We start from the raw sequence: 21,197 nt of genomic DNA, 5'->3' as shown, positions 1-21,197 counted from the left end.
AAACCGGACCTTTTGAACTTTCATCTGAAGAGGTTGTTCAAAAAGTCCGCCTTCCATTACGGAACATGCCTGGCGGCATGGCCAGCGTCGAATATGGAATTCAGCCGAAACTTCCGTTGCTCACTTAGCTCCCACTAAGCTCCGCTACTCAGTTTCTAGCTTCATTCCATCTTCTTGGCACTGAAAACCGGACTTTTTGAACTTTCATCTGAAGAGGATGTTCAAAAAGTCCGCCTTCCAATGCGAAGTGAAAAATACAAGTAAGGAGCGGTCCTATGGAACTTTTTGTTCTGCAGCTGTTCAACGGATTAAGCATCAGCTCGATTCTGCTGCTGGTCGCGCTCGGCTTGGCGATCACCTTTGGACTCATGAAGGTCATCAATATGGCGCATGGCGAGTTGATTATGATTGGCGCATATTCAACGTATTTAACGCAAAATCTGTTTGTCGCCTATATGCCCGCCGAGCTTTTTGACTGGTACTTCGTTCTGGCGGTGCCGGTCAGCTTCGGAATTGCTTTTCTGATCGGAATGGTGCTGGAGGCGGGCTTGATCCGCTTCCTGTACGGCCGGCCGCTGGACAGTCTGCTGGCAACCTGGGGCGTAGGACTGGTCCTTCAGCAACTGGCGAGAACGATTTTTGGAGCGCCTAATGTCGCGGTCAAAAGCCCGACTTGGCTGGATGGAGGAATGACCGTTATGGGCGGCGCTTTGCTGCCCTACAAACGGCTGTTTATCATCGCGTTGGTTATCGCTTGTCTTGTCGCGATGTATCTCTATATCTACAGAAGCAACGAAGGCAGGCGGATGCGGGCCGTTATGCAAAACCGGGAGATGGCCGCTTGTCTCGGCATCTCCACGAGAAGAGTCGACCGGATGACCTTTGCTATCGGCTCCGGCATTGCGGGCATTGCCGGATGCGCCCTGACGCTGCTGGGGCCAATCGGACCTTCGCTTGGCACTTATTATATCGTGGACGCCTTTATGGTGGTTGTGCTGGGGGGAGTCGGCAAGCTTGTCGGCACCATATTGGGAGCAACGGGCATCGGCATGTTCAATACGATGTTTGAATACTGGACGAACGCATCTTTGGGCAAGGTGCTCGTATTTGTCTGCATCGTGGCTTTCCTGCAATGGAAGCCATCAGGTCTTGTTGCCATGCGCACGAGATCACTGGATTAGGAGATTAGGCATTCAAAGACAGGGAAACAAAGGGGCATCGCTCAAGGATTGAGTAACGAAAGCTCGTTAGATGCAAGGCAAACAGTAGCGAAATCAAGAAAAAGGCTAGGGTGGAAGCGCAAATGCAAGGACACAAGCAGGGACAGAGGAGGTGTAGGCATGGCATGGCGACAGTGGACGCCCAAGCAATGGTGGATTTTGGGGGGATATGCGGTCGCGGCGGCGATCCTGTTCGCCGCTCCGCTGTTTATTAGCGATTTTCGCCTTAATCTGCTGGCAAAATTTCTGGCCTTCGCCATCGTAGCGCTGGGACTGGATCTGATATGGGGATATACAGGCATTTTGAGCCTGGGACACGGCATCTTTTTTGGACTTGGCGCTTACGCCATGGCCATGTACCTGAAGCTGGAGGCCAGCGGTGGAAAGCTCCCTGATTTTATGAGCTGGAGCGGATTGAAGGAGCTGCCTTTGTTCTGGAAGGCGTTTGAGCCTTTTGGCGCAGCTGTGGCGCTTGGGATTCTAATCCCTGCGCTTCTGGCTCTGGGACTGGGCTTTTTCACCTTCCGCAACCGAATCAGGGGCGTTTATTTTACGATTTTGACCCAAGCGCTCGTTATTATCGTAACGACGCTGCTGGTGGGACAGCAGGCTTTTACCGGAGGAACAAACGGAGTAACGGGGTATTCCACGCTGTTGGGTTATTCGCTTGCGTCCCCGGATACGAAGCGGGTTTTGTACTGGATTACGGCGGCGGCGCTGCTGGGCGTCTTTCTATTTTGCCGCTACTTGACGGGCAGCCGGTTTGGCAAGGTCCTTCGAGCCATTCGGGACGGCGAAAACCGCGTTCGGTTTATCGGATATAACCCGGCGATTTATCAGACGGTCATTTTCACCATATCTGCGGGAATCGCCGGTTTGGCCGGCATGTTGTTTGTGCTTCATGTCGGTATTATTTCCCCGTCCATGCTGGGCATCGTGCCTTCCATCGAAATGGTGTTATGGGTAGCGATCGGGGGCAGGGGAACGTTGATTGGGGCGGCGTTAGGCGCGATTTTGATGAATTGGGCCAAAAGCGAATTCAGCACGGCATATCCGGAAGGCTGGCTGTTTTTTATGGGCGCGTTGTTTGTGGTCGTGGTTGTGTTCCTGCCGAAGGGTGTGGCGGGGCTGTTCCAGTCTCCGCCGCCATGGCTGAATCCCGGCAAGCTGCTGGGGCTCACAAGGCGTGGAGGAAGCGGAGGGCCTTTCCACCGCCTGTTGCGAAAGAAGGATAACGGCAAGCAAATCCAGCCTGTGGGGAGGCAAGCGGAATGAGTCAAAACGAAATCCTGCAATGCCGGGACGTAACGGTGGAGTTTGACGGCTTCAAGGCGGTTCAAGGCATGAATCTGGATTTGCGCAAAGGGGAGCTGAGGTTTCTGATCGGCCCCAACGGGGCGGGCAAAACGACGATGCTGGATGTGATCTGCGGCAAAGTAAAGCCATCTTCCGGCAGGGTCACTTTTGGGGAGAAGGTGGACATTACGAAGAAACCCGAGCATCAAATTGCAGAGATGGGCATTGGACGCAAATTTCAGGCCCCGTCCATCTTTTCGTCCATGACGGTGCTGGAAAATCTCGAAATCGCGATGCGGCAAAAGCGTACGGTAGCGGCCACTCTGTTCGCGCGTTTGTCCAGCGACGCCAAGGATCGGCTGCATCATCAGCTCGGCATGATCGGCTTGGAGAATAAAAGCGAGCATCGGGCGGGCGGCTTGTCGCATGGCGAGAAGCAGTGGCTGGAGATCGGCATGATGCTGCTGCAGGAGCCGGAGGTGCTGCTGCTGGATGAGCCGGTGGCGGGCATGACAGACAAGGAGACCGACAAAACGGGCGAGCTGCTGCATGAAATCGCCCTTAAACGCTCGGTGGTTGTCGTGGAGCATGATATGGAGTTCGTGCGCAATTTTGCCAGCAAAGTAACGGTCATGCATGAAGGCAGGCTGCTGAAGGAAGGCTCCATGGAGGATGTGCAGGGCGACGAGCGGGTGGCGGAGGTTTATTTGGGCAAAAGGCGGGATGACCATGTTAGCCGTTCAACAGCTTGAGTCCGGTTATGGCGAAAGCGTCATTCTCCGCGACATCAGCTTGCGCGTAAGACCGGGCCAGGTGGTCTGCCTTCTGGGCCGCAACGGCGTCGGAAAAACAACGTTGATCAAAACCGTCATGGGCCTGTTGAAGGCCAGAAAAGGGGAGGTTCGCTACAATGGCTCCGACATGACCCGAAAAGCGCCTGGTTTGCGGGCGCGGGCGGGAATCGGGTATGTGCCTCAGGGGAGAGAGATTTTTCCCCAGCTGACGGTTTATGAAAATCTGCTGCTGGGACTTGAAGCATCTCGTGACGGCGCGGTCGACATTCCGGCGGAAGCGATCCAACGATTTCCCGTGCTGCCGACCATGTTCGGGAGGCGTGGCGGCGACCTCAGCGGCGGACAGCAGCAGCAGCTCGCCTTTGCCAGGGCGTTGGCTTCGAAGCCGGAGCTGCTGCTCCTGGATGAGCCATGCGAGGGCATCCAGCCCTCCATCGTGGACGATATACGCGAGGTCATCCGCTCCATCAAAGGGGATGGCCGGACCGCCATTTTGCTGGTGGAGCAAAGCCTGGATTTTGTGAAGGATGTCGGTGATTATTTTTACGTGATCGACAAGGGGGGCGTCGCCTGGGAAGGCGAACCCAAGGATTTAACCGACGAGGTCGTGCGCCAATACTTGACGGTGTAGCTTGACGATATAACCCTTTAGCCGTCTTTAGCCGGATGCAAGCCGTTTCCGCCTTTCTGTTGCGCCCCGTGGCAGAAGGCGGATATGCGTCCCGCAAGAAGCATGAGCGCTCGTTAAGGAATGATTTGGGTGGATTGGCGCTGTGCATAAGAAAATGGGAGCGGATGAATACTATGGTCAGATTCAAAAGCAGCATTGTAGTGCGTGTTCAAAAGGTCGGTTTTTAGCGCCGGGAAGATGGAATGAAACTTCATTCTTTTTGAACAACCTATTGTATTGCGTGTTCAAAAAGTACGGTTTTTCAGTACGGAGAAGGTGGCTTGAAGAAATTCGATGCCGGTTATGCTGTCAGGCATGATGCGTAATGGATAGCGGACTTTTTGAATGACCTCTTGCAGTGAACATTTTTACAGCATGGCGCATTGGAGCACCCACCCCATCAAAGCGCAAAATCCATGCGAATAGATTAGGTGTACAGGCAACATTTGACATCCAGTGTATTCAAAATCCTCTAGGGAAAGCGGGGCAACAAGAAATGAAAGCAACTGGAATAGTTCGTCGCATTGATGATCTCGGACGAGTGGTCATTCCCAAGGAAATTCGGCGTACTTTGCGTATTCGCGAGGGAGATCCTCTGGAAATATTCGTTGATCGCGACGGCGAGGTTATTCTGAAAAAATATTCGCCGATCGGCGAGTTGGGCGATTTCGCCAAGGAATACGCGGAGTCTCTGTTTGAAAGCACGGGCCATGTGACGCTTATCTCCGACCGGGATACGATCATTACAGTGGCGGGAGCGTCCAAAAAAGAATTAATGGACAAGCCGATTGGCGCGACGCTAGAGAATTGCATGGATGGCCGCAAAACGGTTTCCGAAACCAGCGGTGGTTCGTATGAAATCGTTAAGGATGTGCAGGACACATTCAGCTCCTTTGTTGTGGCGCCGATTATTGCGGGCGGCGACCCTATCGGCACAGTTGTTCTGCTCAGCAAAGATGAATCCGTCAAAATGTCCCAGATGGAAAACAAAATGGCGGAAACCGCTGCCGGCTTCCTGGCCAAGCAGATGGAGCAGTAGAACTCAAGCGCAGGGGAATTGGCCTCTCGCGCGGCGGGAATACGGCAAGACAACAAACAAAGCATTCAAAAAAAGCAGCATGCAAAAGAGGCTTCTTCGGCGGGGACGGTAAATCCTGACCCGGCGGGAAGCCTCTTTGTGCTGTTACTATGTCCTTGCATCAGCGGGCGCGCGCGCAAGGGAGCGTTTTTTCTTGACACATACGTATGCTAGCTTGATGCACTGTGTTTCCTAAAGAGTAGAGCAGCGGCATTTAGTGCTGCCAGTATAAAAGGGTAAAGCACTAAACCTGCCATAATAATCAGCCCGGAAACAGGATTAGGGTTATCTGCCGGATGATTCATTGGAAACCGGGATGCAAACAAATAAACGTACAGCAAATAATAAGGAATCCAGAGTATGGATGATATGAAGTTAGCTTTATTAGAAGGCAGCACCTGTTTTTTTACCATGAATAAAAACGTACAGATCGACAAAGAAAAACCCAAAAGCCCAACGATGACACTAACCCAATTAATGACTTCTATTTTAACCCCGGTGATTCGATTGATTCTGTAGACATTAACTAAAAGCTCGCAAATAATAAATGGCAGCAAGGCAAAAAAAGCGCTTAAAGCATTTAGTTTTAAAAAGTAACGAATAGGTTATTCTCCTCCTTAGAGTGGGCCATACTTCCAATTAACAGACGTTAAAGCTCTCCCTTATGTTGCGTTCCACTGCTTGTTAGCTTAATCGATGTTCTCTATCCGGAGCTTTATTTTTCAGGGATAGCAGCAGTACCGGCCAACGGTAATCGACGTCCGTCAGCAAGCATGGAGCTAACGGTTTTGGATGTCGGCAAATGTTCTCAGTCCTGCTTTTGCGCTATAATGGATGCATTATGGATGCGATATTGAAATTGCAACAGATGCGGGAGCGTGGAGAATGAGCCGGAGGAACGACGGAAATAAACCGGCAGCGTTTTGGAAGAACGGCGTGGTAGCGATGACGGGAGCGGCGCTGCTGTCCAAGCTGATAGGCTCCTTGCAGAAGATACCGCTTCAAAATATGGCGGGGGACCGGGTTTTCGGCTTGTACAATGCCGTATACCCCTTGTATCAGCTGGTTGCCGTTCTGGCGACCGCGGGACTGCCGACTGCCGTCTCTATCGTAATCGCGCGCCGCGCACAAACGGCGGAGAACGGCGGACCGCGCGGAGAACGGCTTGCGCTTATGGCCGCGTTGCTGCTGCTTGGCGCCAGCGGCGCGATTTCGTTTTTGCTGATGTGGGCCGGCGCAGACCGGATTGCGGCATGGATTGGCGATGCTTCAGCGGCCCCTGCCATTCAAATGCTGGCTATTGCATTGCTGGCGTCTCCTTTGGCAGCGGCGCTTCGGGGGTATATGCAGGGCCGGGGGTTAATGACCTATTCCGCTTTGTCGCAGGTGGCGGATCAACTGGTTCGGGTTGCGGTGATGCTGTCCGCGCTTGGCGCCGGCCTTGTTGCAGGCTGGAGTGAAGCTGCGCTTGCGGCAGCCGTGATGAGCGGCTCCGCCGCCGGAGCGGGAGCCGCTTTGCTGCTGCTTGGGTTAATGCTGGGCAGGTTACGGAAGGGTGGAATGACTGGAAGCCTAACGAAAAACGCTGAAAATTTCCGGTCGGCCAAGACGACCGAAACAGTTTCCGGTAAAAGCCTCCGGCATCGGCTTAACCGGCTTTGGTCGGAGGTTAAGGAACTGGCGGGATTAGCGCTGCCTGCTGCGTTAGCGGCTGTTGTGGTGCCCGCTCTTGGGGTCGTGGATGTATTTACGGTTCCGCGTTTCCTTGTGGCGGATGGTTACACCGGGGCATCCGCCATGGAGATGTTTGGTATCTACAGCCGCGCCCAGCCGCTGGTTCAGCTCGTTATTATGGCGGCCGGGGCGGCATCCGCGGCTTTGGTGCCAGGTTTTGTGGCGGCCAAGCAGTCGGGACAATTTTTGGATGCCGGCATGCGTCTGTCGCTCTTAATGCGCGTCTCCTGGATCATCGGAGCGGCATCCGGGCTTGGACTAGCTATGTTGGCGGAGCCTATCAACATCATGCTGTACAAGGACGCGCAAGGCACCGTCGCCTTTGCGCTGACGGGGTTGACCGCGCTGGCCGGCTGTGTCAGCGCTGCATCCGCGCCCGCCCTGCAATCGCTGGGCGCGACCCGGGTCCCTGCGGCGCTGCTGCTGCTCGCCGCGTTGCTCAAAGGCGCGCTCAACGCCGCGCTGGTCCCGTCCCTGGGCATCCAGGGAGCGGCCGTCTCCGGCGTTGTTGCGCTGAGCGCCGCGGCCATGCTTGGTGCCGCGGCCCTTCGCCGGGCGGCGGCGAGCGCCGGTGCGCCGCCGCATGTCCAGCCTGCGGCGGGCGCTGGCGCTGGAATGCGCCCCGCCGCAGGCGCAGGTCTTGCGCTCGCAGCGATGGCGGCGGCGCTGTGGCTGCTGCAGCGCGGGCTGGCTCCCGCGCTCGGGCATTCGCTGCCGCCGCGTATGGCAGCGGCTGTGCTGGCGCTGACGGGCGTAGCGGTCGGCGCGTGTGTTTTTGCTGCAGCTGTGCTGCGCTGCGGTGTCATCGGCGCGCGCGAATGGCGCGCGCTGCCTGGCGGCGAGGCGTTGGCTGCTCGCCTCAGACGGTGGCGGCTGTTGCCGCCGCAGTAATTGATCGCGATTTGACATCCCATTGGGAGGCAAGCATATATACTTGGCACCGACTGGCACATGCACCGGTTCAAGCGCGCCTTTGCACTGTGGTGAGTGCCTGGCACATGCACCGGTTCAAACACGCCTTTGCGCTGAGGTGCGTGCTTAGCTCATGCACCGGCAAGCAAGCCATTGCCATGGCGCTTGCTTTGCTCCATAGCTCTTGCCTTTTTTCTTGCTCGGCGCTGCCAGCGTGGCTGGCCGAGCCTAAAGCCATTCGCCCACAGGAGGAATAGAAATGTACTATAGCGGCATTGAAATTGTCGGCCTGGGATCTGGCGATCCCGATCAGCTGACGCTTGGCGTTTTTCGCAAGCTGCAGAGAGCCCCAAAAATATACGCCCGGACAAAACAACATCCGGTCATGGACATCCTGGACAACGAAGGCATCCCCTACGCAACCTTTGATCATCTATACGAAAAATTCGATTCGTTTCCTCACGTTTATGAAGCGATAGCCGCCGAATTAATGGAGGCTGCGGCAACCGGCCCCGACGGCCAAGTCCACGGGCAGGAGGGTGGTCCGCTGACCTCGGAGTTTCTCATCTACGCTGTGCCAGGCCATCCCATGGTGGCAGAGCGTACCGTTCAGCTTCTTCGCGAGCGCTGTGCCGATGCCGGACTGGAGCTGCGCATCACGGGCGGGGAAAGCTTTCTCGACGCCGCTTTTTCGTCCTTTGGCATGGATCCTATCGAAGGTTTTGCACTGCTGGACGCTGCCGAGCTATCGGCCTCCCTGCTCCAGCCCCAGCTTCACACGTTGATCGGACAGGTCTATGATGCCTTTACCGCTTCCGACGTGAAGCTTGCGCTTATGGAAGTATATCCTGACGATTACGAAGTTCTGGTAGGTCATGCGCTGGGCGTTCAAGGCCAGGAAAAGCTGTTGAAAATGCCGCTTTACGAGCTGGACCGTGATAACGGCTACGGAAATTTATCCTTGATCTATGTGCCGCGTAGCCTGGACCCGGCGCTGCGCAACCGCACCTTCCAGCGGCTGCATGAAATCGTGGCGATCCTGCGCAGCCCGGAGGGTTGTCCTTGGGACCGTGAACAAACGCACAGCTCCATTCGCAAAAATTTTATCGAAGAGCTGTATGAAGCGCTGGAAGCACTGGACAACGATGATCCTGTGGGCATGCAGGAGGAATTCGGCGACGTTATTCTGCAAGTAATGCTGCACAGCCAGATGGAAGAGGAAGTTGGCGCTTTCTCCGTTTTCGACGTGATTCAATCGCTTAACGAAAAATTAATTTTCCGCCATCCGCATGTATTCGGCGACCGCAGCGCAGGAAATTCGGAGGAAGCGCTTGTGAATTGGGAGGCCATGAAGGCAGAGGAGAAACGGAGAAAAGGGGCGGAAAAAGAGCCTTCCATGCTCGATGGCATCCCGCCTGATCTGCCTGCTTTGATGAAAGCTTACAAGATCCAGAAAAAAGCGGCTAAAGTAGGCTTTGACTGGGGTGAAATCGAACCCGTTTTGTCCAAAATCGAAGAGGAACTGGCGGAGTTAAGAGAGCGGATAGCGGAGAACGACCTGGAGAAGGGGGCGGACGAATTGGGAGATTTGTTGTTCGCCGTCGTCAACGCCTCCCGCTTTATTGATGCCGATCCAGAAGAAGCACTCTCTCGAACCAACCGAAAATTCAGGCATAGATTTCAATATATAGAAGAGAAGCTTCGTATAAACGGCAAAACCTTTGACCAAACTGATTTAATAGAAATGGATGCCTGGTGGGAGGAAGCCAAGCGGCAGGAGTAACCTCTTCAAAAGGGGAAAAGGGATAATGAGGAATTGTTTCTTTGACGCAGATGCCTTGTATCGCTTAGAATGATAGAACGGGATTTAGGCTTCTGAACAATTTCTGAACATTTGTGAGATTGCATTCGTCACCGTTCGTCTTCATTCCGCACAAATCCCAAAAAAATTTGAAACTCCCGGCAGGATTTTCATCTCGTGAGCAGAATAAGTATTCTTCGTGAGAGCAAATAATGCCAACGGGCAAGCCGCCTCAGGGCTGCGGCCACTATACTGTTTCCATAACATAGGAGGAAAATTACAATGAACAAAACAGACTTGATCAACAATATTGCAGAAAAGAGCGGACTGACTAAACGTGACGTTGAAGCGGTTCTTAACGGCTTCCTGGGCGAAGTAACTGACGCTCTTGCCAGCGGAGACAAAGTACAATTGATCGGCTTCGGTACTTTTGAAACTCGCAAGCGTTCCGGCCGTATCGGTCGCAACCCGCAAACTGGCAAAGAAATCGAAATTCCAGAATCCAAAGTTCCTGCTTTCAAAGCGGGCAACAAGCTGAAAGAAGCTATCAAGTAACAAAATGAGGCTGGATAAATTTCTCAAGATATCCCGACTAATCAAACGGCGCACCGTTGCAAAGGATGTATCCGAGCAAGGGCGCGTCTGGATCAACGGCCGCGAGGCGAAAGCCAGCAGCTCCGTTAAAGTCGGGGACGAGCTCCAAATCCAATACGGCCAGAAAATCGTTACCGTTCGCGTTGAACGCATCGCGGAAACGACCCGTAAGGATGAAGCCGGTGAGCTTTATACCTTGGTAAAGGAAGAGCAGCGCCCACGCGAGAACGATCTCGACTGGTAGCGGGCCGCCACTTCTTAAGCAGAAAAGCAGGCTATGGGACGTATTCCGTCTCCGGCCTGCTTTTTGGCGTTTTCGGAAACTTTTTCCACGTTGAATCCGTTAAGCATGTAGGAATGAATGGAAGGAGCCTACTATGAAAAAAATCGCTAGATTTGGAGTGGCTATTGCAATCGTGGCTGTATTGGCAGTCGTGGCTTTTCAGTTAACGACAAGCAACGAGAGGATATCCCGGAAGTTTGCAGAAAATCTGTTTCAATATCCGTTGCCTCCCGGGACGACTGTCTTGGGCAAGCATCAGTTTAATGCCAAAAATCTGATTGAAAGCGGGAGCGGCGGATACTGGAACGTGGTAGCAATCATGGAGTTGAGCTCGTCCCTTTCAAGGGAAGATATTATTGCTTTTTACAAGGATGTGGAGCCCTTTCCCTTCCCCAAAGGAGAACCTCGCGGAGTGGAGTTGGAATTATATTTCGCCGGGGAAGCCCGGAAAGTGGAAGGAGCCAATTACTTCCATTACAGAGATCAGTTGACGGGCTCGGCCCGAATGATCAGTTCTTATCGTGCCGAGCCGGCTTTTATCGAGACAAGTGAAGCATCCGGTGAATCATCGGGCGAAACCAACTATACGCTTCAGCTATTCAGCGGTTTTGATTATTTTTTCAACATCGATTAAAAATAAAACCGTTTGGCTTTTAGGTGATATGGTGTTCTAATCCTTGTCCCTCTCCCATAGATTAATAGAGAAACTTATGGAAGCGGGGGAGTGCCATATGGCGGAACAGGGCAAAGGGCACAAGAGTGGGGATATCAAGCTGATCAATCGCAAAATGCTGGAGCTGACGGGCGTCATCAATGTCGAAAGCTTCGACAGCGAGGAGTTTTTGCTGGAAACGGAGTTAGGCTTCCTTACCATAACGGGGCAAAATCTGCATATTAAGCTGTTAAGCCTGGAGCAAGGGCTGGTCTCTATTGAAGGACTGGTGCATTCGCTCGCCTATCTGGACGGCGCGGCCGCAAGCAAGTCCAAAGGTTTGTTCGGGAAGCTGTTCAAATGACGTTGGAGGTTCAATGGCTCACCGTTGCCTTTATGCTGGCTTGCGGCGCCGGCATGGGGATTGTGTTCGACGGCTATCGCGTCATATCCAGCGAGCTGCGTTTTCCGCGCTGGTGGCTGCCGCTGCTGGATGTGGCCTACTGGGCGCTCGCCGCCGTAGCCGTATTCCGCATGCTGTACGCCAGCAACAACGGGGAAGTGCGGGCCTACGTCTTTTTGGGCTTGGCGCTTGGTGCGATAATCCACTACTGGCTGCTCAGCTCCCTGGTGATCAAGCTGGTCAAATGGTTCATTGACGCAGTTCGAGCCGTTATTTCCTTTTTGGTGAAAATGGTTATGCTTCTTATCGTAAAACCGGTTATTCTGCTCCTGAAATTTCTTAGAATGTTACTGTTATTTGGGTCTGCGCTCACTATTTTCGTCCTGAAAATTATGCTACAATTGGTTCGTCCTTTTTGGATAGTGGCAAAATGGATGTTTTCGCCGCTGGTGTCACGGGTTTACCTATGGCTTAAGCCCTATGTGGAAAAGCTGAAGGAAAGCCGGTTTTGGAAAAGCACCGTATCAATTTTGAGCAAAAAATGGAAACTATGGTTTGGGAGGGACAAGCGCTAATGGCAACTGCAACGGTGAATAAGGGAGCGGCAATGCTAGCCGCCAAACGCAGATACAAAATCTGGATGACCTTCATCATCCTGTTTATGGGCTGGGCGGCATATACTCTTTTTGGCCAGTTGCAGCAGCAGAAAGCGACCCACCAGAAATTAAGCGGCATTCAGGAACAGCTGGAGCTTTCGCGTCAGGAAAGCGAAGCGCTTCTCCTTCAGGTGGAGAAACTGAATGATCCGGAATATATTTCACAGCTTGCCACCAAGGAGCAAGGCATGGTAAAGGAAGGCGAGCAGCAAATTTTCAGCGAATAGAGGCTCGCGCAGTCATAGATGGCCACATAATCGGGTGAACGTCTGTTGACCTTCATTCTTTGGTTCGGTTATAATCACGGTATAGGAACAGAGCGATGGCTGACGGGGCTTTATAGCGGCGTTGTCCGTGTTGTCCCCGGCAATTGGCACTGTTTCCACTAAACTTTTGAGAGAGGAACATTTTATTTTATGGCAATTGAAGTGGGCGCCAAGTTAGAAGGAAAAGTGACAGGCATTACACATTTTGGGGCATTTGTCGACTTATCGGGAGGTGTCACAGGTCTCGTTCACATTTCCGAGATTGCCGATAACTATGTCAAGGACGTTAAGGATCATCTCAAGATTGACGATGTTGTCAAGGTGAAGGTGATCAACGTCGATAAGGACGGAAAGATCGGTCTTTCCATTAAGCAAGCCATTGACCGGCCAGAAGGCTCTGCACCGCCGCCGCGCGCGAGCGGAGGACCTGGAGGTGGTGGTGGTGAACGATTTAACCGCGGAGGTCAGGACCGAGGCGGACGTCCCTTCAACAAGCAATCGTCTGGCAGACCGTCCTTCGGGAAACCGTCATTCGAGGATAAAATGTCTCGCTTCTTGAAAGATAGTGAAGAGCGGATTTCTTCCCTGAAGAAAAACACAGAAGGCAAACGCGGCGGACGCGGAGCCAAGCGAGTATAATTCATTCATATCCAAGCAGAGCCGCAGGGCTCTGCTTTTTTGCTCCTAATAACGTCAGCCGCCGATTAGGGAACCGACGATAAATTCCAACTGCCGCTCCAGCGAGATGGGATCGCTAAATATAAATCCTTTTTCATTTTCATAAAAAACGGTTTGATTACGAACCGCAGGCAGCTTGTCCCACAACTCCCCGCTAAATACGGACACGCCGCTCGTTTCCTCCGAATAACCACTTATAAAAATGAAGTCTCCCGCGTATTCCGGCAATAACTCCAGCGACAAGCGAGCCCATCCGGTTCCGCTTTCTATTGCTTCTTTCTGTATCAGGGATGGAGCTTTAAGATTAAACTCTCCATATAGAATATCTCCGCCACGGCCGAGCCCTTGCCCATATGCAAATATTTCGCTTCTGCTTGACGCGTCAAAGGCGGCAACCGTTTTGTCGCCAATGGCTTCTTCGATTAGAGGCTTGTAATGGGCGATTTTTTCGTCCCAATTCGCAATCCACTCTTGAGCTTGCTCCTCGCGGCTAGTCATTTTGCCGAATTCAATAAGCTGCTCCCGGACGGGCTTGCCATAAGGTATCGCTACCGTAGGCGCGATCTGGCTTAACTTCTCAATTTCCCCGGGATCATCCCAAATAATGATTAAATCGGGCTGTAAATCCAGAATTTTTTCGTATGACACCTCGCCCCCGAGATCTTCAACGCCATCCAGCATTCCTTCCGTATAACTATTGAACGCTTCCGAGGCTGCGCCGATTGGCTTGATTCCCAGCGTCAGCAAATGGCCGACAAAAGCACCGGCAATGACGACGACCCGCTGCGGGTTTCTTGGCACAACAATATCTCCGTTCAGGGCGTGATACGTCATCGTATCTCCGGCAGTCTGTGTACCTCCGACCGTGGTTGCAGGAGACGGACTTATTTCTGCTGTGACAGTAGAATTGCTGGCAGAAGGGCCTGTGCCAGGCGAAACGGAGCAAGCGCTTAGCAGCAAAGCCAAGCTGATTAGCAATAAGGCGCCCTTTGAAACTTTATTTTTGCGCATGTGTGACTTTCCTCTCCTCATATATCGATAATGATTTTCATTATTAATATATCGATAAAGTGGCAGGGGGACAATGGATGAGACTGAACCGCCGGATGACGGATGATGAACGGAGATGTGATGGTGTTGCCCGGAACGATAGCTTTGCGGGGAGCTGCCGACATGGTTTTTGAATACACGGCTAAAATGATAGCTGTCGACATAACCCACGCTTTCGGCAATTTCCTGAATGGTCAATTCGGTTTGGATAAGTCGTTCCGTGGCTAGCTCCATGCGAATAGCGATCAAATAGTTGATGGGACTGACGTCGAATCGCTTCTTGAATACGCGAGACAGATAGCTTTTGCTGCAGCCCGCACGATCGGCCAGTCGTTGAATATCAAGCGGTTCTTTATAATGCTCCTTTATAAATTGCGCAGTCTGGTTTGCGATATCAGGCTGGAAGGCAAGGGTGCTCTGCATCTCTAATTGCCGCATGATTTCGTAGACAAATTGGTACAGCAGCCCTTTCACATAAAGCCGATTAAGCGTTTGGGATTGTCGCCAGTGTCTGTCCATTCGAACGGCGTAATCGTAAATAGATAGCGGGTCGTGCGGCTCCAGGCTATATAGCACATGGAATGGCCGGCTTCTCTCCATCAACAGCCGCGTCTCTTTGCTGAAGGGAGGGTACAAGGCGGCTTTGTAAAGAACGAGGTAATATTCATAAGGCTCGTTCATTGCCTCGATTTCGAGCGTCATGCCTTTACTGCCGTGCAGGACATGGAAGCGCCTGGACAAAAAAGGCGACCCATCCAGCCAAAGTCTGGCTTGTCCGCTCGATATATGTAGAAAGAAGCTGGCTGGCAGCCTGTACGTTTGTATGCCCTCTCCCGGGAAAACCGTCAAGCGCCGAATATCAATCAGCTTTATGCTGGCTTTATTCCATAATAAGATATGATCATTCCAGTTCATGAGGTTCCCCTTTGTCGTCTACCGCTCACTTGGCTTTCGCTTTTAGTATAGCAAAAATCGACGACCCGCCAATTAATGATTCTCTGGTATTTTTTCCCGACTTTATTGTCGCTTTGCGGAATATGCCTTTCCGGGCCAAAAAGTTTTCTTCCCGACTCCTCCTATACCGACAGTTTACTGCGGCGATTCGCCAATCTATCGGGGGCTGGCCTGCTGTTTTTGTTGGGTCACTGGACAACGGCGGTAAAAGAGAAGAAAGCCCAAAGCCGCTGTGGGCGCTGGTTTACGCTTGCGGTGACAAGACCTGCGCGGCGGTTCATTTTGTCGGAAAAAACTTTTGGGCCGTTTACGATAACTGACAAACTTCATGTGGACAACCTCCTATAATGGGAAACACATTACATTCGGAAATGGTGGTGTCTGTTCATGAAGAAGGAAGGTGTGCTGGGAGCCGCGGATAACGGACCGGAGGGCTTCTCCCGATCGGCATGGCAGAAAGTGGGGGAGTGGAGAGCGGTTCGTGCGTTTACCAATGCCGGACAAGTCGTTTTGGCCAAAAAATGGACGTTTCTTTTGTTAGGCGTAGGGTTTCTGTTGGGAAGAGCCGTTATTCTTGAATCGCTGATGCCGTTTGCCGCCGCTTATTTTGCCGTCATGTATTTTATGAGAAGGGATTTGTTCATCTGGATCGCGGTTTCGCTGGTGGCGGGCAGCTGGTTTGCGGCAGAGCCGGCCGCACTCTGGATTGCAACGGAAATCGCGGCGTTATTCCTGCTCCTTAAAGGGCTCGAAGCCTATGAAAAGGCGGAGCTGTCCTCGGCGCCGATTCTGGTGTTTGCTTCCATGCTGCTTGTTGGGCTGTTTAAAGTGTTTATCTTTAATACGCTCGGCTGGTACAACCTCCTAATGGTTGTGGTGGAGGCATGTCTTGCTTTTGTGCTGACGCTGGTGTTTATTCACGCAATCCCGGTATTGACCATGACGCGAAAATCGGCGGCGCTTCGGCATGAAGAAATCATCTGCCTTATGATCCTGCTGGCATCCGTCATGACGGGGGCGGTCGGATGGGTGCTTTACGGCATGTCGGCGGAGCATGTAATGTCCCGATATATGCTGCTGCTGTTCGCAATGGCGGGCGGAGCGCCGCTTGGCGCATCGGTTGGCGTAGTCGCCGGTTTGATTCTCAGCCTGGCCGATTTTGGAGCTATTGTGCAGATGAGCATGCTGGCCTTTGCAGGATTGCTTGCAGGACTGCTGCGCGAAGGCGGCAAGATGGCGGCGGCTTTTGGCCTTTTGCTGGGGACTTCGATTCTGACGATTTATATCGGGACGCAGGCCGATGTGATGAGCTCCACATGGGAGTCCGTTGCCGCCGCTGTCCTGCTTATGCTGACTCCCCGGAGCGTGATCCGCACGATAGCAAGGTATGTTCCGGGGACGAACGAACATGCCAAGTCGCAGCATGACTATGCCAAGCGGGTGCGGGAGGTAACGGCGGAGCGCGTATCGAAGTTTTCGGAGGTTTTCCGCCAGCTGTCCAGCAGCTTTGGCCAATTGACGCAGAAAACGGAGGAGATCAAACGGGAGGACGAGCTGGGCCATTTCATGAGCGCGGTATCCCAGCGCAGCTGCGGCAGCTGTCATCGTCAGCATGCTTGCTGGGGAGACAAATATTATCACACCTATAAAATGATGACGGAGATGATGACGGCCGTTGAGGATAATAAGGTGCCATCGCCGAAAGAGCATCCCCGCTCGTGGGGTTTGCATTGCGTGAAAACGCCGCAGGTTATGTCCATCATGAGGCATCAATATGAGCTTTATCAGAATAACCGGCATTGGAAAAAACAAATTAGCGATTCCCGCCAGCTGGTTGCGGATCAATTATTCGGCGTTTCGCAGGTCATGGACGATTTGTCGAAGGAGATTCGCCGGGAAGGGCAAATGCTGCATTTGCAGGAGGAGCAGATCAGAGAGGCGGTGGAAGGATTGGGATTATCCATCCTTGGGGTGGATATCGTAAATTTGGAGGAGGGAAATGTCGAGATCGAGGTGTATCATTCCTTTGAGCAAGGCTTTGACGAATGCCGCAAAATCATCGCGCCGCTGCTGAGCGATATTCTGGGCGAGCATATCGCGGTGAAGTCGGAGACGCTCCCTGACAGGCACGGCGAACCAACGCTGGTTACCTTCGGCTCCGCCAAGCAATTCGAGGTGGAGACGGGAGTGGCGGGAGCGGCCAAAGGCGGCGACTTGCTGTCGGGAGACAGCTTCAGCCTGGCCGAGCTGAGCGGAGGCAAGTTTGCCGTAGCCATCAGCGATGGCATGGGCAATGGCGAGCGTGCGCGGCAGGAGAGCAGTGCGGCCTTGTCCATCCTGCAGCAGCTGCTTCAATCCGGCATGGACGAGAAGCTTGCCGTCAAATCAGTCAATTCGGTTTTGATGCTGCGATCTTCCGAAGAAATGTACGCGACGGTGGATCTGGCTATCGTCGACTTGTACACCGCCAATACTACATTTATGAAGATCGGATCAACGCCAAGCTTTATTAAACGCGGGCGCGAGGTAATTCCGGTTACGGCCAATAATTTGCCGATCGGGATTATTCAGGATATCGACGTCGACTTTGTATCCATGCAGATGCAGCCGGGAGATACGCTCGTTATGATGAGCGACGGCATTTATGATGCGCCGGGCCATGCCATTAACAAAGAGATGTGGATGAAGCGTATTATCGGAGAACTTAAAAGCGACGACCCGCAGGAGATGGCGGATGCGCTGCTGGAGACGGTTGTGAGGTATCATGAAGGTGAAATTGTGGACGATATGACGGTCCTTGTGGCGAGGATCGATAAACATTTGCCGGAGTGGGCGTCTTTCCGCTGGCCTGGCGTCACCCGTATGGAACGTCCAAGAACGGTCAGTTAAGAGAAAGGGGACTTATCCAAACGCCGTTTTTCAGCGCTGATGCCTTTGCCGGGCACCGAGCTGCAAAACGGCGTGTCTTCGTTACAAGCGATGCGTCTTCCGGTAATCGGAGGGGCGCATATTGATCTGTTTTTTGAACACCCGGCTAAGATAGAAGCCGTTTTCGTAACCGCAAGCTTGTGCGATATCATCCAGAGTCCGGTCGGTGCCCGCAAGCAGCCTGCAGGCCTTCTCTATGCGGACCGACGTTACATAACGGATCGGGGTCTGGTGAAATGCAGCCTGGAAACGCCGGGTAAGCTGAACGGAGGTTAATCCCAACGCCTCGGCAACCGTGCGAATATCCCCGCCGGTTAACGCTTGCTTGCGCAGCATGTCGGCCGCTTCCTCCATCTGGGGGCTGACGGCGCCCTGCCCAATCGGTCCGCCTTCCGAATGCCGCTCGTTGACGATCAAATACCAGATATCCATAAGAATGTGCTCGCGGTAGGCATCGGGCGATAATGCGTGGAGGCTGGCCGCTTGGGCCAGCTTTATTTGATTGTCCTCCAGCCGCTGCCGGCCCTTGACCAGCTTGATATGTCCGGTTGGAATATGGGGCAGCTCCATTCCGGCATTCACGTTTAAGCCTTCCAGGCCAAACACGACGAAATGAAAGCTGAGGGGCGAAAGCGTCTCTCTGCAAAAACGATGATGGGGCGGGCAGATGATGACATCCCCGGGTTCTCCTACGCCTTCGTGCAGGCCGATCCGGAAGGAAAAGCTGCCTTCTTCAATTATAAACATAACCCAGTCCTCGTACGTATCCTCCGCCAACAGGAAATGCTCTTTACGCTGCCAATGCACATAGGAAAGCCATTGCGGAACCGGCAAATGCATGGGTTCGTCCCTCGCTTTTATTGAAAATAAGGATATGTATTGTGAAATTAAGGCCATTCACCAAAGTTTATTGGTATCTTATCATGAAATTAAAGATATACCAAATGAATTGGAGCGTGATTGGCATGAGACAGGAAGTGATAAGGAGCGACGTGGCGGTGATCGGCGGCGGCCTTGCCGGCGTATGCGCGGCGATTGCGGCCGCAAGGCTGGGACAAAGTGTATCGCTTGTGCAAAACCGGCCTGTTCTGGGGGGCAACTCCAGCAGCGAGGTGCGGGTATGGGTTTGCGGAGCGACGGGACACGGAGTCAATCGTTATGCCAGGGAAACGGGTATAATGGGCGAATTATTCGCCGAAAATCAATACCGGAATCCGGAGGGCAATCCCTATCTTTGGGATTTGGTTGTGCTGGAGGCTGTCCGCGCCGAAAGCCGGATTACGCTTTTCCTTAATACGGACGTACATGAAGTCAAGATGGAATCCGGCGAAGACGGGGCGGAGCGCATTCAATCGGCTACCGGCTGGATGATGGGCTCCGAGCGCAGGATTACATTCCAAAGCAGCATGTTTCTGGATTGCACGGGAGACGGACTTCTCGGCTTTTTGGCAGGCGCCGACTTCCGGCTTGGACGCGAGGCACGCCATGAGTTTAACGAAGACTGGGCGCCGGAAATTGCCGATGATATTACATTGGGCAGCACGATCCTCTTTTATACCAAGGACGAAGGCCGCCCCGTTCGCTTTGTTCCTCCTTCCTTTGCCAAAAAAATCGAGGAAACGTCCATTCCCGTCCGGCGCGTCATCCGAAGCGGCGATTCCGGCTGCCACTACTGGTGGATCGAGTGGGGAGGAGAACGCGATACGGTGCATGAGAACGAAGCCATTCGCGACGAGCTGTGGTCGGTCATCTACGGCATCTGGGATTACATCAAAAATTCGGGGAAATTCGATGCGGAAAATATGACGCTGGAATGGGTAGGCTCATTGCCCGGGAAACGTGAATACCGAAGATTCGTCGGGGATTACGTCCTCAATCAAAATGATATTATCGCCCAGAGGCCGTTTGACGACAGGGTTGCGTTCGGAGGCTGGTCCATCGATCTTCACCCCCCGCAGGGGATGTACGCGCAGGAAAGCGGCTCGAAGCATTACCATCCCGACGGCATATACCATATCCCGTTCCGCAGCCTATATTCCGCCAACATCGGCAATTTGATGTTTGCCGGACGGAATATTAGCGCGAGCCATGTCGCCTTTGGCACAACGCGGGTTATGGCTACCTGCGCCGTAATCGGCGAAGCGGCAGGCACGGGCGCTGCCTTATGCGTCCGGCAAAGAGTAACGCCAAGAGAGCTGCATGGCGATCGCTTGGAGGAGCTTCAGCAAACGCTGCTTCGGCAGGATGCCTCCATTATCGGGCTTCGCAACAGCGACGAACGGGATAAAGCCCGGCTTGCCAAAGTATCGGCGTCCTCCGTGTTGACAAAGCTGGCGACGGGGGCTCCTGCAGGAACGTATGCCTTGAATGATCCAGCGGGACTTCTGTTTCCTGTGTCGGGCAGGCTGGATTGTCTTAAGCTTTTGGCGGACGCCGATACTCCTTCGGAGCTGAAAATAAGCCTTTACGGGACGGGAAAACCGGAGAACTATATTCCCGCCGAGCTGCTCCAGTCCCATGCCATCGCCATTCCGGAAGGCAAGGGACAATGGATCGAGATTCCGTTCCGGTATGAGACGAATGAGCCTTGCAATGTTTTTGTGACGATTGAAGGAAATGAAGGAATTCGCCTGCACACAAGCGCACAGCCGTTGTTTGGCGTATTGTGTTTTGCCGGACACGGCGGTTCTTCGCCGGATTTTGCCGATTATATGACAAGCCAAAAAACGATGGCTTGGAGCATGGAGGAGTTGAACCGTACGCCTTTCTGCGCGGTTGTTGAACCGGCGACGGAGGCTTATGCCGCAACCTCCGTCACAAATGGCTACGCCCGACCTTATGGGGGACCGCAATTGTGGATGTCGGAAGCAATGTCCGAAGGCGCCGAAGAATGGATATCGTTGACTTGGGGGCGGGAGGTGGAGGCTTCCGAGGTTCGGATTATTTTTAACGATGACGTCAATGAGGATTTGATCAATCTGCACCATCACCGCACGCCGTTTGAGGTGTTGCCGGAGCTGGTCCGGGACTATCGAATCGAAGGTTTGACGGAGCAAGGGTGGGCGACGCTCCACCGGGAATCCGGGAATCGCAAGCGGCTGCGCGTGCACAAGCTGGAGCAACCCGTCGCCATAACGGCACTTCGTCTGGTTGTCGAGTGCACCAACGGTTCGCCGTATGCTCAAGTGGTGGAAATACGGGTATATTCCTAATTCAGCTTTCCTCATA

At 53.2% G+C, this 21,197-nt stretch carries 19 protein-coding genes; 17 read left to right on the top strand and 2 right to left on the bottom strand.

Annotation, left to right across the window (positions count from 1 at the left end):
- The first annotated feature begins 275 nt into the window (after positions 1–275).
- The 14 genes from urtB (at position 276) to ACX93W_RS18855 (ending at position 12,998) form a co-directional block, all read left to right on the top strand.
- Complete coding sequence (gene urtB / locus ACX93W_RS18920; RefSeq protein ID WP_459393941.1) at positions 276–1,181, top strand: urea ABC transporter permease subunit UrtB; 906 nt, start codon at positions 276–278, stop codon at positions 1,179–1,181.
- A gap of 159 nt (positions 1,182–1,340) precedes the next feature.
- A complete protein-coding gene (urtC, locus tag ACX93W_RS18915) occupies positions 1,341–2,495 on the top strand; it encodes an urea ABC transporter permease subunit UrtC (protein WP_459393940.1) in 1,155 nt (384 codons plus the stop codon).
- Positions 2,492–3,268: an urea ABC transporter ATP-binding protein UrtD gene (gene urtD, locus ACX93W_RS18910; protein WP_459393939.1), complete on the top strand. Its 777-nt coding sequence runs from the start codon at positions 2,492–2,494 to the stop codon at positions 3,266–3,268. Before urtC ends, urtD begins: the two co-directional genes overlap by 4 nt.
- Positions 3,246–3,941 (top strand): urea ABC transporter ATP-binding subunit UrtE, encoded by a 696-nt coding sequence (gene urtE, locus ACX93W_RS18905; protein WP_459393938.1) that lies wholly within the window; start codon positions 3,246–3,248, stop codon positions 3,939–3,941. Before urtD ends, urtE begins: the two co-directional genes overlap by 23 nt.
- A gap of 535 nt (positions 3,942–4,476) precedes the next feature.
- Positions 4,477–5,019 carry a stage V sporulation protein T gene (gene spoVT / locus ACX93W_RS18900; RefSeq protein WP_459393937.1) on the top strand — a complete coding sequence of 181 codons (543 nt, stop codon included), beginning with the start codon at positions 4,477–4,479 and terminating at the stop codon, positions 5,017–5,019.
- Between the two features lie 924 nt (positions 5,020–5,943).
- Positions 5,944–7,683 (top strand): oligosaccharide flippase family protein, encoded by a 1,740-nt coding sequence (locus tag ACX93W_RS18895; protein ID WP_459393936.1) that lies wholly within the window; start codon positions 5,944–5,946, stop codon positions 7,681–7,683.
- A gap of 280 nt (positions 7,684–7,963) precedes the next feature.
- Positions 7,964–9,487, top strand: coding sequence for a bifunctional methyltransferase/pyrophosphohydrolase YabN (gene yabN / locus ACX93W_RS18890; RefSeq protein WP_459393935.1), 1,524 nt, complete (start codon positions 7,964–7,966; stop codon positions 9,485–9,487).
- A gap of 300 nt (positions 9,488–9,787) precedes the next feature.
- Entirely contained in the window at positions 9,788–10,060 is a 273-nt protein-coding gene (locus ACX93W_RS18885) for an HU family DNA-binding protein (RefSeq protein ID WP_068687019.1), read from the top strand.
- A gap of 4 nt (positions 10,061–10,064) precedes the next feature.
- Positions 10,065–10,343: an RNA-binding S4 domain-containing protein gene (locus tag ACX93W_RS18880; RefSeq protein ID WP_459393934.1), complete on the top strand. Its 279-nt coding sequence runs from the start codon at positions 10,065–10,067 to the stop codon at positions 10,341–10,343.
- A gap of 133 nt (positions 10,344–10,476) precedes the next feature.
- Complete coding sequence (locus ACX93W_RS18875) at positions 10,477–11,016, top strand: hypothetical protein (RefSeq protein WP_459393933.1); 540 nt, start codon at positions 10,477–10,479, stop codon at positions 11,014–11,016.
- A 97-nt stretch (positions 11,017–11,113) separates the two neighbouring features.
- Complete coding sequence (gene yabP / locus ACX93W_RS18870) at positions 11,114–11,398, top strand: sporulation protein YabP (protein ID WP_068687021.1); 285 nt, start codon at positions 11,114–11,116, stop codon at positions 11,396–11,398.
- Positions 11,395–12,012 carry a spore cortex biosynthesis protein YabQ gene (gene yabQ, locus ACX93W_RS18865; protein ID WP_459393932.1) on the top strand — a complete coding sequence of 206 codons (618 nt, stop codon included), beginning with the start codon at positions 11,395–11,397 and terminating at the stop codon, positions 12,010–12,012. The genes yabP and yabQ overlap by 4 nt, the downstream gene beginning before the upstream one ends.
- Positions 12,012–12,320: an FtsB family cell division protein gene (locus ACX93W_RS18860; RefSeq protein ID WP_459393931.1), complete on the top strand. Its 309-nt coding sequence runs from the start codon at positions 12,012–12,014 to the stop codon at positions 12,318–12,320. The genes yabQ and ACX93W_RS18860 overlap by 1 nt, the downstream gene beginning before the upstream one ends.
- 189 nt (positions 12,321–12,509) lie before the next feature.
- Positions 12,510–12,998 carry a S1 domain-containing RNA-binding protein gene (locus ACX93W_RS18855; RefSeq protein ID WP_459393930.1) on the top strand — a complete coding sequence of 163 codons (489 nt, stop codon included), beginning with the start codon at positions 12,510–12,512 and terminating at the stop codon, positions 12,996–12,998.
- 54 nt (positions 12,999–13,052) lie between these two features.
- Here the strand turns inward: ACX93W_RS18855 and ACX93W_RS18850 are convergent, their stop codons facing one another.
- A complete protein-coding gene (locus ACX93W_RS18850; RefSeq protein ID WP_459393929.1) occupies positions 13,053–15,002 on the bottom strand; it encodes a helix-turn-helix domain-containing protein in 1,950 nt (649 codons plus the stop codon).
- Positions 15,003–15,013: 11 nt separating this feature from the next.
- Between ACX93W_RS18850 and ACX93W_RS18845 the strand changes: the two genes are divergently transcribed.
- Both ACX93W_RS18845 and spoIIE read left to right on the top strand, forming a co-directional pair.
- Positions 15,014–15,361 (top strand): hypothetical protein, encoded by a 348-nt coding sequence (locus ACX93W_RS18845; RefSeq protein ID WP_459393928.1) that lies wholly within the window; start codon positions 15,014–15,016, stop codon positions 15,359–15,361.
- A gap of 67 nt (positions 15,362–15,428) precedes the next feature.
- The gene (spoIIE, locus tag ACX93W_RS18840) at positions 15,429–17,930 is read left to right on the top strand and encodes a stage II sporulation protein E (RefSeq protein WP_459393927.1); all 2,502 of its coding nucleotides are present in this window, start codon (positions 15,429–15,431) and stop codon (positions 17,928–17,930) included.
- 81 nt (positions 17,931–18,011) lie between these two features.
- On the opposite strand, the gene ACX93W_RS18835 is transcribed toward spoIIE, so the two are convergent.
- Positions 18,012–18,809 (bottom strand): helix-turn-helix domain-containing protein, encoded by a 798-nt coding sequence (locus tag ACX93W_RS18835; RefSeq protein WP_459393926.1) that lies wholly within the window; start codon positions 18,807–18,809, stop codon positions 18,012–18,014.
- 125 nt (positions 18,810–18,934) lie between these two features.
- Here ACX93W_RS18835 and ACX93W_RS18830 point away from each other — a divergent pair, with 125 nt between their 5' ends.
- A complete protein-coding gene (locus ACX93W_RS18830; protein WP_459393925.1) occupies positions 18,935–21,181 on the top strand; it encodes an FAD-dependent oxidoreductase in 2,247 nt (748 codons plus the stop codon).
- The last annotated feature ends 16 nt before the right edge of the window (positions 21,182–21,197 follow it).

The sequence above is a fragment of the Paenibacillus sp. CAU 1782 genome (assembly GCF_054551715.1).
The sequence above is the reverse complement of the archived record's forward strand: the minus strand, read 5'-3'. Positions and strand labels throughout refer to the sequence as shown.

Excerpts from the sequence above, each read along its gene's own strand:
- urtB (WP_459393941.1), top strand. The coding sequence starts at position 276 with ATGGAACTTTTTGTTCTGCAGCTGTTCAACGGATTAAGCATCAGCTCG.
- urtC (WP_459393940.1), top strand. The coding sequence starts at position 1,341 with ATGGCATGGCGACAGTGGACGCCCAAGCAATGGTGGATTTTGGGGGGA.
- ACX93W_RS18880 (WP_459393934.1), top strand. The coding sequence starts at position 10,065 with ATGAGGCTGGATAAATTTCTCAAGATATCCCGACTAATCAAACGGCGC.
- ACX93W_RS18895 (WP_459393936.1), top strand. The coding sequence starts at position 5,944 with ATGAGCCGGAGGAACGACGGAAATAAACCGGCAGCGTTTTGGAAGAAC.
- ACX93W_RS18850 (WP_459393929.1), bottom strand. The coding sequence starts at position 15,002 with ATGAACTGGAATGATCATATCTTATTATGGAATAAAGCCAGCATAAAG.
- urtE (WP_459393938.1), top strand. The coding sequence starts at position 3,246 with ATGTTAGCCGTTCAACAGCTTGAGTCCGGTTATGGCGAAAGCGTCATT.
- spoVT (WP_459393937.1), top strand. The coding sequence starts at position 4,477 with ATGAAAGCAACTGGAATAGTTCGTCGCATTGATGATCTCGGACGAGTG.
- ACX93W_RS18830 (WP_459393925.1), top strand. The coding sequence starts at position 18,935 with ATGAGACAGGAAGTGATAAGGAGCGACGTGGCGGTGATCGGCGGCGGC.
- ACX93W_RS18835 (WP_459393926.1), bottom strand. The coding sequence starts at position 18,809 with ATGCATTTGCCGGTTCCGCAATGGCTTTCCTATGTGCATTGGCAGCGT.
- ACX93W_RS18860 (WP_459393931.1), top strand. The coding sequence starts at position 12,012 with ATGGCAACTGCAACGGTGAATAAGGGAGCGGCAATGCTAGCCGCCAAA.
- ACX93W_RS18855 (WP_459393930.1), top strand. The coding sequence starts at position 12,510 with ATGGCAATTGAAGTGGGCGCCAAGTTAGAAGGAAAAGTGACAGGCATT.
- ACX93W_RS18875 (WP_459393933.1), top strand. The coding sequence starts at position 10,477 with ATGAAAAAAATCGCTAGATTTGGAGTGGCTATTGCAATCGTGGCTGTA.
- yabQ (WP_459393932.1), top strand. The coding sequence starts at position 11,395 with ATGACGTTGGAGGTTCAATGGCTCACCGTTGCCTTTATGCTGGCTTGC.
- ACX93W_RS18885 (WP_068687019.1), top strand. The coding sequence starts at position 9,788 with ATGAACAAAACAGACTTGATCAACAATATTGCAGAAAAGAGCGGACTG.
- spoIIE (WP_459393927.1), top strand. The coding sequence starts at position 15,429 with ATGAAGAAGGAAGGTGTGCTGGGAGCCGCGGATAACGGACCGGAGGGC.
- yabN (WP_459393935.1), top strand. The coding sequence starts at position 7,964 with ATGTACTATAGCGGCATTGAAATTGTCGGCCTGGGATCTGGCGATCCC.
- yabP (WP_068687021.1), top strand. The coding sequence starts at position 11,114 with ATGGCGGAACAGGGCAAAGGGCACAAGAGTGGGGATATCAAGCTGATC.
- urtD (WP_459393939.1), top strand. The coding sequence starts at position 2,492 with ATGAGTCAAAACGAAATCCTGCAATGCCGGGACGTAACGGTGGAGTTT.